Here is a 13,789-nt window from a genome sequence, read left to right as displayed (position 1 = left end):
ACTGCCCCACGATAGGCTAGCTAGATAGAAAAAGATGAGCCGCAGCCACAGGTGGAAGCAGCATTGGGGTTTTCGACAGTGAAGCGCGAACCTTGCAACCCCTCCTGGTAATCCAACCTAGCACCAACCAGATAAGGGTAACTCATGGCATCCACCACCACCGTGATACCCTCTTTTTCGATGCGGGCATCGTCTTCCGCACAGGCCTCGTCAAAAGCGAAACCATACTGAAACCCCGAGCAGCCACCACCAGTGACGTACACTCGCAGCTTAAGGTCGGAATTGCCTTCCTCGTCAATTAACCCCTTCACTTTGGCCACCGCACTTTCGGTTACCAGCAGGGGTTCGGGAGTAAATGTTTGCGCTTGACTCATGTTGGGACACATACCTTATACAGTAGCGAATACTACGGAGAGGCAATTATCCATTTAACCAACCATTTTAGTCAACTATTAACCAGATTGGGATTAGCTAAGCAGAAGCCTTAGTCGCCGGCACAGACCCTGCCTTGGCTGGCGCCGTCGATTTAACAGCCTCCGGCTTGGCAACGGCATCTTCCACAATATGTACCAACTTGCCGTTTACCTGGGCTCCTTTTACCATTTCGATAACTTTGTAGTGCACATCGCCATTCACGACAGCATTGGCTGCCAGCTCCAAATGCTTGCTGCAATACACATCTCCATGAACATGGCCGTTGATAATAATCTTGGGCGCGTGAATTTCACCCGTCACCTCGCCTTTGGCTCGCACACGAACCAAAGCATCACCATTGGTTTCGGCTGTGATATTCCCTTTCACGGTGCCCTCAATATCAAGGGTTCCACCGAAATGCACATCGCCAGTAATTTCAAGCGCGTTATCGAACAGTGTGTGACCACCCTGGGCAAATGGATTATCTTTTTTCTTAGCGAACATTTATTAGGCCTCCTCGACCAACCAGCCAAACCGTTTCTCTATCGTTACTGGCGTTTTGCCAGCTGATTTTGCCACCAGCTCTATACGCTCTGGTTCAAACCCTTCGGGCAGGGACAACTCCCCCTGAACCGTTTGAAAATACTTAAAACGCAGCCTAACAGCATCCTGGCTCACCTGCTCGGATAACTGACTCAGAGAAAAGCTTGCCTCCACGCCATTGAGCCTGCCCACTACATCAAATGTGAGCGTACCCGTCAGCAACTGATGATTAGTTGCCAGCTGCTGTAAAACCACTTTAAAGTGGTAAGTCCGAGGCTTATCGGTATCTACCACCTCGACAGCGCCAAATGTTAGACCACGCTTATTACCCGTTGGTGCCATCAGATTGCGATAGAAACTGTTTTCTTCCTGTAGCGCCGCAACTTGATCCTTTAGCGTAATAACTTCCTGACGAACCGTCTCACTTGCTTTGCGATCGACCTCGGCTCCCAAGTTGATATTAGCCGTTTGCTGCTGCAGCTCCGATAGCTCACTGTTACTGGCCTGCAACTCACTATTTAAACGCGCAACATCTTGCAGAGCCTGCTCCTGCCCCGACATCCCCTTCGTATGACCAAACTCGAAGCTAACCGCTACTGCAGCTGCCACAACAGCTAACAGCAGCATGCTTATGCCCGCTCTCGTCCATGGCCGATATTGAACAACGTGCAACGAATACTGTTTACTCCCCTTCACCACCGCCATTTAATTCACCTTATTATTGTTGTGTTCAGCTTGCTTAGGGTAATAGTGCAGGCGCCGACAAACCAAGGGTTTCTTCCAGCCCAAACATAATATTCATATTCTGAATACCCTGACCCGAGGCTCCTTTTGTCAGGTTGTCGATCACGGACATCACCACAACCGTACCCCTTTCCTGAGGCTCTAGTACCGATAGTCTGCACATATTTGTACTTTTTACCGTGCGGGTTTGCGGGAAAGTGCCTTTTGGCAACACATCCACAAAAGGCTCTTTGGCAAAGCGCTGCTCGTATAGCGCCTGCACATCGTCTACGCGGCCTTTTAAGCGTGCATATAACGTAGAATGAATCCCCCTGATCGTAGGTAGAAGGTGAGGCACAAACGTTAATTTTGGCGCAGATCTTCCCTGCGGCTGCAGAGCCTGTAAACCCTGCTCAATTTCGGGCAGGTGGCGATGCCCGGCAACACCATAAGCCCGAAAGCTATCGCTGTTTTCCGCCAGAAGGAAGTCCACTTTACCCTGTCGGCCCGCGCCACTAATACCCGATGCAGCATTGGCAATTAACGAATCGGCTTCAATCAAGTCATTTTCCAGCAGAGGCAAAAAACCCAGCTGAATGGATGTGGGGTAACAACCAGGGCACGCCACCAATTGCGCGCCTTTAATCGCTTCGCGATTAACCTCAGGCAAACCGTATATTGCCTTTGCCACCAGTTCCGGACAACCGTGTTTCTGGCCGTACCACTGCTCCCAGACGGCAATATCTTTGATGCGGAAATCGGCGGAAAGATCGATAACACGGACACCAGCCTCGTACAGATCGTTCATCATCGCCTGGGCAACGCCGTGGGGAGTTGCAAAAAAAACGACATCGCAGGCGCTTAAAACTTTGGCGCTGGGCTCGCTAAAAGTCAGCGTATAGTGGCCCCGAAGGTTGGGAAAAAGATCCGCAACCGGCTTTCCCGCTTCTGCACGAGAGGTAATGGCGGTCACTTCCGCCTCCGGGTGCATAGCCAACAACCTTAAAAGCTCAACACCGGTATAGCCTGTACCACCTACAATACCCACTTTAATCACAGCATAGTCTCCATAACACGCCGCCAATGACGACAAAAGAATAGCCGCGTATGATAAGGTTCTTTCGCCAAAAGCTAAAGGGAGGTTGTCGCTTCCCATCCGGGATTCTGACTAAATATGATTAACACCAAAAATATTGGCCAGTTTTTCAGCAGCCACCTCAATAATTTTCGCCATTCTCTCGCCTATATCGACGCCCTTCCCCAGCTAACACTGCTTGGTCTGGTGGTAGGCTTGCTTACAGGGGCCATTATCGTTGCCTTTCGATATATTATCGATACCCCACTCGCATTCCTGATTGCTGACAGCCCAGATAACTTCGAGTCTTTGGTTATTGCAGACCGTGTTCTATTTATATTTTCCGGACTGTTTGCTATTGCGGTTTTGCTCAAGTTTGCAGGGAAAAAGTACGGTGAAACCAGCGTTGCCCATGTACTCGATCGCCTACATAACCACCAAGGCAAACTGCCCTTTGGCAACTGGCTGGTGCAATTTGCCGGTGCGGCTATTGCGTTAATCAGCGGTCAATCTGTTGGCAGGGAAGGTCCAGTAGTACACCTGGGCGCAGGTGCCGCTAGCCAGCTGGGGCAGTGGTTGCGGCTGCCCAATAACAGCATGCACACACTAATTGGTTGTGGCGTTGCTGCAGCCATCTCAGCGTCGTTTGACACCCCCATGGCCGGCGTTATCTTCGCTATGGAAGTGATTGTAATGGAATACACCATCGTCGGATTTGTACCCGTCATTCTCGCCTCCGTCATGGGTACGATGATGAGCCAAGCGGCGTTTGGTGACAGCGGTGGCTTACTGGTAGGCACCAGCGATATGAATAGCTTGATGGAGCTGCCGTATATGATGATTGTTGGCTTAGCCATCTCCGTATGCGCAAGCGTTTACATTCGCTTAAATATATTCGCGCTGAAATTCAACAAAGCGTCCATCTATCTGCGCCTACTTGCTGCCGGATTAATCACCTGTTGTGTCGCCGCTTTTATTCCACAGATTATGGGCCTGGGTTACGACACGGTTAATGCCGCCTTAGCCGGCAAGCTTGCCGTTGCAAGCTTATTAATTATTGCTGCAGCCAAACTCTTTGTAACCCCCATTGTAATAGGCCTGGGAATCCCCGGTGGAGTAATTGGCCCGCTGCTGGTTATCGGGGCCTGTGTAGGCGGTGCGATGGGTTTAGCCCTGCAAACCTTTGTCCCATCGCTGGAAACAAACCCCGGTTTTTACGTGATTGTCGGTATGACAGGAATGATGGCAGCCACCCTTAACGCCCCGCTGGCAGCGCTGGTCGCCGTACTGGAACTAAGCTATAACCCCAACATGATATTTCCTGCCATGCTGGTTATCGTCGTGGCCTGTGTATCGACACGGCAATTTTTCAAACTCAACTGTATTTTTATTCAACAACTAAAATACAGTGGCCGGGATCTCGATTTCGGTCCGGCAAGGCAGGCCCTAAGGCGCGCAGGTGTACGCAGCATTATGGACACTCGCTTTGTTACCTGCTCCCAACTTATCAGCGAAGAAGCCGTTATTAAAAAACTGGAAAGCAAACCCATGTGGTTTATTTTCGATTCGGAACATCAGAAAATTGGCCTGCGCGCAGCAGACCTCGCTGCAGCCATTAATCAACAGCAGGAAGAACCAGAGGAACCCGATAATAACAGTATTGAACCGCCGCTAATCGACCTGCTAGAAATCGCCGGCCGAAGAGTTAACCTGTTACCCATTCACGATACCGCAAATCTAGTTGAGGCCATGGAAGCAATAAAAAATTCAGGCACAGGCGCACTCTATGTATCGCGAACCTATTCGCCGTTAACGAGTGATGTTTACGGCGTTGTCACCATGGAAGCCATCGAAAACTATTATCAACCAAAGGAGTTTAAACATGCTGTGGGTTAAGGCGATTCACGTTATCGCGGTAGTGTGCTGGTTTGCAATGTTATTCTATTTGCCACGGCTGTTCGTTTATCACACCATGAGCGATAACCAAGCCATCAAGGATCAATTTAAAGTGATGGAACGCAAACTCTACAGGGGTATAGGAACACCTTCCCTGTGGCTCACGATTATTTTTGGTTTGTGGTCAGTCCATTATGCATGGGAGTATTATGTGTCCAGTACTTGGTTCTGGATTAAGATGGCCCTGGTTCTCACGCTGGTGGTGTACCACCATATTTGCGGTTATTACCTACGCCAACTTAGCAACGACCAATGTACGAAAAGCCACGTATTTTTCCGTTGGTTTAATGAGTTTCCAACGATAATCTTGCTGGCATCTGTTTTTTTGGTGGTTTTAAAACAACCCCTGTAACAGCCAAATGGCGCCGAAAATATCCAGCATGACCTTGCTCCTATGCTAGAATTCCGCCACTGACGAGCGAATTACAAATAATGACACCACGTAACGCTAACCCTCCCGTAATACTCGCACTGGGTGCGCTAGACCCATCGGGATCTGGCGGCCTTCAAGCAGACATTGAAACTGCTGCCAGCCTAGGCTGCCATTGTTCCCCCATTGCCACAACGCTGGCCGCAGCTGGCGCTGGCACGGATACAGACTCCTCCCCAGTAAATGCCACCTTACTCATTGCTCAAGCGCGATCCGTGCTCGAAAACATGGCCGTTGCCGCCATCAAAATTGGCTTTCTGGGCTCGGTGGCGAATGCCGAAGCCGTGCACACCATTATTCTTGATTACCCCGAGATACCCGTTGTTGCCCACCCCACTCTAATGCTGTGGGATAGAGACGATGACGATCAACAAGATTTCCCCGATGCCTTTTTCTCACTTATCGTTCCGCAAGTAAATATAGGCATTTTTTCCCTGTGGGAAGCTCGCTCAATCTCCCGCGAACTCGATACGCTGGCCACAACGGCACAGGCCATCACCAGTAGCGGCTGCGAATTAACACTCATTACCGGTACCGGGCATGAACGCCCCACCTTTCAGAACAGCAGCTTTAACCAAAAAGGCCTTATTCAGCACTACCAATGGGAGCAGGAACCACCGACCTGCCACGGAGCCAGTAGCACACTGGGCATGAGCACCTGCGCCTACCTTACCCACGGCTGCACGCCCAAAATGGCCATTGGCCAAGCCCAGGACTTTACCTGGCAAACCATGCGCGCCTCACGAGAGCTTGGCTATGGTACACGCACACCTCACCGTTTTTTTTGGGCTGACAAAAATATAGAATCCCCGCAGGATTTACCTTCGGCCAAAAAAAACCACTGACAGCCCCACAGTATCAATTACTTTCCTCACCCCAAAAAAGAGAGCCCTATGAGCGAGAAGACCTCTGCATTTGCACGCGCACAAAAAACTATTCCTGGTGGAGTAAACTCACCTGTCCGTGCCTTCAAAGCCGTCGGTGGCGAGCCCGTTTTTATACAAAGAGCCAAGGGCGCCTATCTTTACGATATTAACGATAAACGCTATATCGATTACGTGCTCTCATGGGGCCCCATGATTCTGGGCCATGCCGATGACGAGGTTCTGGCAGCCGTAACCGAGAAGTTGCAACACGGCTTGAGTTTCGGCGCTCCCACAGAAATTGAAACAGAACTGGCCGAAATGCTATGCACAACTATGCCCGGCATGGACAAAGTGCGCTTTGTCAGCTCCGGCACCGAAGCAACCATGAGCGCGATTCGACTGGCAAGAGGTTTTACCGGACGCGATAAAATCATTAAATTCGAAGGCTGCTACCACGGCCATTCAGACTCTCTACTTATCAAAGCAGGCAGTGGCGCACTGACTCTGGGCGTTCCCAGCTCGCCTGGTGTTCCCGCCTGCCTAGCGGAACACACCATTACGCTCAACTACAACGACATTGAACAGGTTAAGCAAACTTTTACCAAACTGGGAAATGAGATTGCCTGCGTTATCGTCGAGCCCGTTGCCGGCAACATGAACTGTATACCGCCACAACCAGGGTTCTTGGAATGCTTGCGCGAACAGTGTACTGCCAGCGGTGCTCAATTAATTCTGGATGAAGTAATGACCGGTTTTCGCCTCGGTCTAACCGGCGCCCAAGGCTACTATAATGTTCAACCCGATATCACCACCCTTGGAAAAGTAATGGGAGGCGGAATGCCAGTAGGCGCTTTTGGTGGGAGTGAGGAGATTATGAACTATATTGCGCCGGTCGGCCCCGTATACCAAGCGGGCACGCTGTCAGGAAACCCCGTGGCTATGGCTGCGGGCTTAAAAACCCTACAGAAAATTGCTATCCCCGGGTTTTATCAGCCTCTGTTCGATAAGACAGAAACGCTAGTAACTGGTTTGAAGGCCATTGCCAAAAAAGCTGGCATCCCTTTTACAACCAACCATGTCGGCACAATGTGGGGAGGCTTTTTTACGGAAGAGGAGTCGGTAACAAATTACCAGCAAGTGATGAACTGCAATAACGAAAGGTTTAATCGCTTTTTCCACGGCATGTTAAATGAGGGGGTTTACCTAGCGCCCGCTTCTTACGAAGCGGCCTTTATGTCTGCGGCTCATAGCGACAGCGATATAGAGCAAACCTTAAACGCCGCGAAAAAAGTATTCGCAACACTCTAACTGTCGATTTGAGATTTAAGCTTGGCGATTAATGCAACGTCCCGACAGGATAGGTCAATAATATGGAAACCGGCCCAGTTGCGATCATCGCCAACCGTTTCGTTGATCCAAAGGCACTCAGCACCAACACTAATCTCAGAAACAGCATCGATAGGCTTGGATAGTTTAAATTGCAGCTGATACAGGCAATTTTCTTTCAAGCCTCCCTCACTCAACAACATAAAGCCTTCTTCGTGAACATTCACAATACGCCCAACCTCAACCTCACGCATTAGATCTCGCACAATAACGGTCTGCTGTATGGAAATCCGGGCAAGGCGACGCTTATTCGACTCAGCTGACGACATTCTCTTCTCCCGGCTTGATCGATTCGGCTTTTTCGTTGAGCTTTTGGAAAATATTTTCCAGCGCGCGTTCGAAGAAAGGCTTTGAGCTGCCAGAAATAATTTTAGCTTTACCACTGATCATTTGCCTGGCCAAGCTTAAACCAGAGAGCATATCAACACGCTTACCCATCTGATCAACCAACATGTAGTGGGAGGTTCGCGCGTTGTACCAAGCCACTTTCAAGCGTTTGCCGCCCTCAAATTCGAACCAAGTTCCAAATTCGATCATTTTCAGGCTTTCTACCATCTGCGCTTCTTCCGGCGAACAGTCTTCCTGACGCAGCTCTTTGGTTCCCGCTTTTTCCGCTGCAATGCGCTCCAGCTTATCGCGCATTGGCGCTGGTGCTGGCTCGGCTTTCTTACTCTGCATCGCCAGCTTTATCAGCGCCGACAACGCATCTACCAATTTATTACCTTTGAGCTGATCGTAACCGATCGTTTCGAATCCAGCCTCAATGGCCGCGATAAGGTCATCGTGAATTTCTAGCTGACGGGTTTTATCTGCGGCGCTTTCCTTGGGCTCTACACACCATAAAACATCATCAACAATGGCCAGAGCCTTGCCCCATCGATCGGACTTATCTCCATAACGCAAAAGGGCAAAGCTCAGATAGTCCGACCAGGGTTGCAGCAAAAAGAGTAATACGGCAGAGGGCAATTCCCGATCTTCTGTTCGGCTGCGAACCTCATCGTTCACCTTCAATTTCACTTCGCGCAGTTTTTCTTCGCCCTGTGCTTTTTCTGTTGCACGTTTTTCCATTAATTCCTGGCGACGAATAATATTTTTAGTGTAGCTACTGAATTCAAGCAACAGCTCGGTAATAATTTTTACGTCGTTATCAAACTCCTGCAATATGCGATCGACAATATCTTTAATCTTGCTGTACATGTCGTACTGAGCACTACCGTCATCACTAACCCAGCGCGCTCCAGCTTCAGCGAGACTGTTTAACAAGACCCGCGCAGGATGTTCGGCCTGCTCAAAAAAACCAGGATCAATAAAAGCGATTTTCAGGAAAGGCGTATGCAGATAACTCAGCAACGCTTTAATGGAGTTGGGCAGGTTTTCGTCGTTGAGCATATACTCGAACAACATCCCCACTAAATCGATGGTTTGCATGTCACTCTTGTCGACGGCACCATCTTTTTCTTCCGATTTTAGCTGCGCATGTAATCGGTCAACAATTTCCGACACGTCCAGAGGAACGACTTGCCCCTGCCTGCCGAGATTGGCCTCCGCGCCAGGCACTTGCAATGCCCGCAAAGCGCCAAGTAAATCATCAGGCGAAACCATAACGCCACCAGGCGGTAGGCTTCCACCGGCACTGGCACTGGCACTGGCACTGGCACTAGGAACAAGCTGATTCTGTAAGCCACGAATCGCGTGTAATAAACTGCTTTGGTACTCTTCTGGAGGAAGATTCGGATCGGGGAGCGCTGAACCACCCGCACCATCAAACGACGCTTCCTGTGAAACGCCATCATCTTCCCGCCTTAAGCTGGACGCAGGCGCATGCCCACTGGGAGCACTGTACTTTAAGTGCGGTAAAACCCCTTCCTGTTTCAGGTAACGGTTAATGTCCTCACTGATATCCTGAATAGTTTTGATCAGCTGATCATCGTATACCCGGTAAGCCAACTGCTTAACGCTGGGATCGAGTGAAAGTAACCTCAACGCTTTACGCAAAGACTCGCAAAACTGTATTGGCGATGCAGGATTGCTCGCCTCTGTCACATGCTCACCGCCATTCAATACCGCAAACCGCTGGTTCAGAGCCCATAGAGGCTCAGCAAAAAAAGAGTCTGCTCGCTGGGCAATAGAGGAAATCGCAATCGTCTCTTCCAGGTCTTCATTATCGACCAAAGATAAGGTATCGCCTTCACCAACACCACCAACAGAAGTCTGTAATTCGCGTTTTTTGAACTTCACAAAACCTTCGGAGAGATAACCACAAAAATAGCGCTCCAACTCTTCCCGATTTAAGCGGAACAGCCGCTGAACCTCCTGCAACTCGCTAGCTTCCTGGTTGGATTTTGCCCCCTCAATCTCAATAGTAAGCGCATCATCCAAGACCTTAAGATACTCACGAAAAGCATCCTGGGAATGGCTCGCAGCCAAGCCTTGGCAGGCTTTGAGGTGCGACACAACCGCTGCGTTAGAAAGCGGCAACAGTAATGGTGCATGATCGTCATCGGCGCTGGCGCTCTTATCGTCATCGCCACGAATCAGTCTTGACATAGTTCCCCTGGTTTTATCCCCAAAAACATTCGTTTCGGTCAGCTTCAGTAGCTATCTGGCGGCAAAATCCCGATTATAATAAACCATCAGCCGGGATCTTTTCATTCAAAAGCTTCCCTCAATCCTAAAAGAAGCCTCTCTCAACTATAGCCGCTTAGATCAGCCAACAAAGTGGTTTTCTACTTCCGTAACAAACTTAGAATGTCTAAATCATAGACACCGCTCACATTATCCACAAAAATGACGCAAAAAGAATGCCTTTAGCGCCATACGGATACAATTTCTTATGTTTCTTGCTGAGTAACCAACACTGCCAGAACTGTACCTCTCATTATCAACCGCTATAATCCCCTCTTATTAAATTGGAGAGCAATAATGAGTGATTACGATATTTATGGCATTGGCGCGGCCTTGGTGGATACCGAAATAGAGGTAACCGACACCGACCTAGCTGAACTAGAAATCGAAAAAGGCGTAATGACGCTCGTGGATGAACCCCGCCAACACCAGCTAATCGATGCCCTATCAGCCCACATTGTTGCCTCAAACCGTGCCAGCGGTGGCTCGGCAGCGAACAGTATTATTGCGGCAAGCTACTTTGGAGCCCGTAATTTTTATAGTTGTCGTGTAGCTAGTGACGACAATGGCATTTTCTATCTGGAAGATCTCTCCGCTGCGGGCGTTGACTACCACAACCGCAACGGCTCCTGTAACGGTATTACCGGTAAATGCCTAGTGATGATCACCCCCGATGCCGAGCGCACCATGAATACCTTTTTGGGCACCAGCGAACACATTTCTATCGACGATATCGACGTCGATGCTTTAGTAAAATCTCGCTACGCCTATATTGAGGGTTATCTGGTGACCTCTGAAACAGGACGGCCGGCAGCCGTCAAACTTAGACAGCTGGCAGAGGAGCATAAGGTTAAAACCGCTCTCAGCTTGTCGGATCCAGCTATCGTCAACTTCTTCCACGATGGGTTGTTAGAGATGGTTGGTTCCGGCGTGGATATCATATTCTGCAATCAGGATGAAGCAATCAACTTTACTAAAACTGGCTCAATTGAAGCTGCTGCAGAAGCGTTAAAACAATACGCAAAAACCTTCGCTATCACGCTAGGTAGACATGGCGCTTTGCTTTTCGATGGAGAGCAAACCATTGAAATCTCGCCCTATCCGGCAGAGCGGGTCGACACTAACGGCGCTGGAGACATGTTCGCCGGAGCTTTTTTATTTGGTATCAGCCGTGGAATGGATTTCGCCAGCGCAGGTACTCTGGCCAATAGGGCCGCGGCAAAGGTAGTATCGCAATTCGGGCCCAGACTTTCGCCCGAACAGTACGACGACCTGCTTAAAAACGATTGATTGCGGCACTAGCCGCGAGAGAGTAAATCCCGCAAATCAATGATAGCAGCGTTAGCTCTGGAAATATAATTGGCCATCACCAGCGAGTGATTGGCCAACACCCCAAAGCCGCTACCATTAAGAATCATCGGACTATAGACGGTTTCCTGAGTGCCCTCCAGCTCACGAATTATTTGCTGCATGCTAACACGAGCATTTTTCTTTTCCAGCACATCTGCAAAATCCGTTTCAATCGCTTTGAGCAAATGGATCAGCGCCCAAGCGCTGCCGCGCGCTTCATAAAACACATCGTCAATCTCGAACCAACTGGTCTTTATTTCTATTTCCGATGGCGCGGATGTGGATTGGTTTGCGCCAGCAGTGCCGGCCAAATCCGTATTCAGGCGACGCTGGCCGACACTTGCGCTCAAACGCTGAGACAAGCTGCCAAGACGAGTTTCTACGGTGCTTAACCAGTAATTAATATTGTCCGCACGTGTATAGAATTGCGCATTGGACTGCTGTTCATCGGTCAATCTCTGCAGATAGGAACGCAAGTACTTAACGCCCTCTCTGTACTCTTTTTCGGTGGGAGGTAACAACCAACTGCGATTATCAAAGTTAAATCGCGGCTCGGCTAAAGACAAATCTTTATCTTCTGTAGATTGGGATTGAGAACGACTAAACGCTTCGCGCATAGCTTTGGTAAAATCTCGCACCTGAATAAGGACACCATATTCCCAGTTGGGAATATTATCCAGCCACGCACCCGGCGGCGCGATATCGTTAGACAAATAGCCTCCCGACTTATCCATTAGTGTATCGATAACCGTAATTAGTGCGGCAGTCGTTGTCGCTCCCGTCACAAAACGCTCTTGTAATTGAGGAGCCTCTTTTTTTACCGCCGCATTCACATCAAAAAAATCGGGCTCAACACTCCAGTAAATACCGACAACCATCGCTAGAAGCAAATAAACAACTATGCCAATCGCAACTAGACGAAACCAGCGATTCGATTCTTCTAAGTCGGACTTAAAATCCTGCCACCGGGTTTGAGCCAACTGTTTCATATTCCCTGCAGATCGCGAAATTTTAGTAAACATATCCATCGTTCCAAGTATTACAGAGCTAAACGGCGAACATCGACTTTGCCCGTTACCGTCTTACCGCCTTCAAATTCTATGGTGAGCGAGAACTGATCCCCCGCTTGTACCGGTGAAGAAATATCAAATACCATCAAATGGTAGCCTTCTGGCGCAAACCGCATTTTGCCACTTGGCGCTATAGAAACGTGAGGTGCCGAGCGCATTTTCATCATTCCGTCCTCATAAAAGGTGCGGTGAACTTCAATATGGTCAGATATTGAAGAAACTATATGATTTATGACCAATGTCTGCTCAGTGTTATTCTCCAATAAGAGGTAGATAGCCGCAGTCATCTGCCCAGGAGCTAAGCTGGGCATAACAGCAGACTTAACACTGATACCCATTTCAGCGCCACCGGGAACAGGCTCTTTGCTGCAGGCAACGCTAAGCGCTAAACATAGCCATACACTGATCAGTATAGTTTGCCGTAAAGCTTTCATTAGTACACACATTAATAATTTCATCCACCGGGGTTTTCTTACAACGGGGGCATTACGGTTATTTTGGGGCGCTTAGCCAAACGAATATCCCCACGCACCCTGTAACCGGGTACAGCCTTTTTCAATTGTCGGTATATCCAGCGCCCTTCGGTATCGGTGCGCGCATAAATCATCACACTTTCATTTCTCACCTTAACACGCTCAGCAATGCTGAACAGCAAAGGTACCAACTGTTCGGGGCTGTCGTTGAGCAACTGCACAGACAGGGAAAACTCATCCACCACAGCAACATCGGGCGTCGGGCCAACACGAGACTGCGATTTGTGGCGTCGCGTCTCCGCAAGCTCCCGCTGTAATTTTACCAACAGCGGATTACCGGGGAAATACTGCTGAGCCACCCGCATAAATCCTGTCGCCTGATGATAACGACTATGCCCCAGAGCATCGCGAATTAACTCTGCATAACGTATCACTATCGCCTGCAGGCCCGCATTGGCTGTCGCATTGTCTGGATTCATCAACAATACCGCGTGAAAACGGTCGTACGCATTATCGTGGGCGGGCGATATCAGGCGCCCTCGTCGAAAGGCCTTTTCTGCCTGCTGCATTAGACGCTGCTCAAATATGGGCTGAGAAGCTGGCTCTGTGATAGTACCGACATCGACCGTAGTACCGGCCGCAGTATCGACGGGCTTAACCTGCGTGCCAGCACAGGCTGAAAGCAATATAGCTATACAAATCGTTATTAAAAACCGCATAAATGCCCTAGCCCCCACGGGCTCATTACCCCTACTTTGTCATTAAAAAACAATTTCGTGTGACCTTTGCACAGAGCGGAAGACGAGGTTTAGCTACACTGAACTCAATATCTATGCCACTGTCATACACAGGGCTTAAGATGTGCCTTTATTGTCTGC

At 49.4% G+C, this 13,789-nt stretch carries 14 protein-coding genes; 5 read left to right on the top strand and 9 right to left on the bottom strand.

Annotated features, from left to right (window positions below; all coding sequences use genetic code 11):
* Window positions 1-20: 20 nt before the first annotated feature.
* The 4 genes from erpA to argC form a co-directional block, all read right to left on the bottom strand.
* Window positions 21-374 (bottom strand): iron-sulfur cluster insertion protein ErpA, encoded by a 354-nt coding sequence (gene erpA / locus H5715_RS01665; protein ID WP_075185875.1) that lies wholly within the window; start codon window positions 372-374, stop codon window positions 21-23.
* Window positions 375-471: 97 nt separating this feature from the next.
* Complete coding sequence (locus H5715_RS01660; RefSeq protein ID WP_075185876.1) at window positions 472-918, bottom strand: bactofilin family protein; 447 nt, start codon at window positions 916-918, stop codon at window positions 472-474.
* A gap of 3 nt (window positions 919-921) precedes the next feature.
* Window positions 922-1,662 carry a DUF6776 family protein gene (locus tag H5715_RS01655; RefSeq protein ID WP_075185877.1) on the bottom strand — a complete coding sequence of 247 codons (741 nt, stop codon included), beginning with the start codon at window positions 1,660-1,662 and terminating at the stop codon, window positions 922-924.
* Window positions 1,663-1,696: 34 nt separating this feature from the next.
* Entirely contained in the window at window positions 1,697-2,737 is a 1,041-nt protein-coding gene (gene argC, locus H5715_RS01650; protein WP_075186095.1) for an N-acetyl-gamma-glutamyl-phosphate reductase, read from the bottom strand.
* A gap of 117 nt (window positions 2,738-2,854) precedes the next feature.
* Between argC and H5715_RS01645 the strand changes: the two genes are divergently transcribed.
* From H5715_RS01645 to hemL, 4 genes are all read left to right on the top strand, one after another.
* A complete protein-coding gene (locus tag H5715_RS01645; RefSeq protein ID WP_075185878.1) occupies window positions 2,855-4,651 on the top strand; it encodes a chloride channel protein in 1,797 nt (598 codons plus the stop codon).
* Window positions 4,638-5,063, top strand: coding sequence for a CopD family protein (locus H5715_RS01640; protein WP_075185879.1), 426 nt, complete (start codon window positions 4,638-4,640; stop codon window positions 5,061-5,063). The genes H5715_RS01645 and H5715_RS01640 overlap by 14 nt, the downstream gene beginning before the upstream one ends.
* 80 nt (window positions 5,064-5,143) lie before the next feature.
* Window positions 5,144-5,986 carry a bifunctional hydroxymethylpyrimidine kinase/phosphomethylpyrimidine kinase gene (gene thiD, locus H5715_RS01635; RefSeq protein ID WP_075185880.1) on the top strand — a complete coding sequence of 281 codons (843 nt, stop codon included), beginning with the start codon at window positions 5,144-5,146 and terminating at the stop codon, window positions 5,984-5,986.
* Between the two features lie 48 nt (window positions 5,987-6,034).
* Window positions 6,035-7,315: a glutamate-1-semialdehyde 2,1-aminomutase gene (gene hemL, locus H5715_RS01630; protein WP_075185881.1), complete on the top strand. Its 1,281-nt coding sequence runs from the start codon at window positions 6,035-6,037 to the stop codon at window positions 7,313-7,315.
* Here the strand turns inward: hemL and H5715_RS01625 are convergent.
* Together H5715_RS01625 and H5715_RS01620 are read right to left on the bottom strand one after the other, a co-directional pair.
* Window positions 7,312-7,662, bottom strand: a complete 351-nt coding sequence (locus tag H5715_RS01625) for a hypothetical protein (protein ID WP_075185882.1) — start codon at window positions 7,660-7,662, stop codon at window positions 7,312-7,314. The two genes, hemL and H5715_RS01625, sit on opposite strands and share 4 nt — an antisense overlap.
* Complete coding sequence (locus tag H5715_RS01620) at window positions 7,649-9,940, bottom strand: DUF1631 domain-containing protein (protein ID WP_075185883.1); 2,292 nt, start codon at window positions 9,938-9,940, stop codon at window positions 7,649-7,651. Before H5715_RS01620 ends, H5715_RS01625 begins: the two co-directional genes overlap by 14 nt.
* 375 nt (window positions 9,941-10,315) lie before the next feature.
* On the opposite strand from H5715_RS01620, the gene H5715_RS01615 reads away from it, so the two are divergent.
* Complete coding sequence (locus H5715_RS01615) at window positions 10,316-11,308, top strand: adenosine kinase (protein ID WP_075185884.1); 993 nt, start codon at window positions 10,316-10,318, stop codon at window positions 11,306-11,308.
* A gap of 8 nt (window positions 11,309-11,316) precedes the next feature.
* Here the strand turns inward: H5715_RS01615 and H5715_RS01610 are convergent, their stop codons facing one another.
* The 3 genes from H5715_RS01610 to H5715_RS01600 are packed head-to-tail and all read right to left on the bottom strand — an operon-like array spanning window position 11,317 to window position 13,630.
* Window positions 11,317-12,390, bottom strand: coding sequence for a DUF2333 family protein (locus H5715_RS01610; RefSeq protein WP_075185885.1), 1,074 nt, complete (start codon window positions 12,388-12,390; stop codon window positions 11,317-11,319).
* Between the two features lie 17 nt (window positions 12,391-12,407).
* Window positions 12,408-12,896 carry a copper chaperone PCu(A)C gene (locus H5715_RS01605; RefSeq protein ID WP_083608040.1) on the bottom strand — a complete coding sequence of 163 codons (489 nt, stop codon included), beginning with the start codon at window positions 12,894-12,896 and terminating at the stop codon, window positions 12,408-12,410.
* A 14-nt stretch (window positions 12,897-12,910) separates the two neighbouring features.
* Entirely contained in the window at window positions 12,911-13,630 is a 720-nt protein-coding gene (locus tag H5715_RS01600; protein ID WP_246434651.1) for an N-acetylglucosaminyltransferase, read from the bottom strand.
* Between the last annotated feature and the right edge of the window lie 159 nt (window positions 13,631-13,789).

The sequence above is a fragment of the Teredinibacter haidensis genome (assembly GCF_014211975.1).
Lineage (GTDB): Bacteria > Pseudomonadota > Gammaproteobacteria > Pseudomonadales > Cellvibrionaceae > Teredinibacter > Teredinibacter haidensis.
This window is presented reverse-complemented; position numbering and strand designations above follow the sequence as displayed.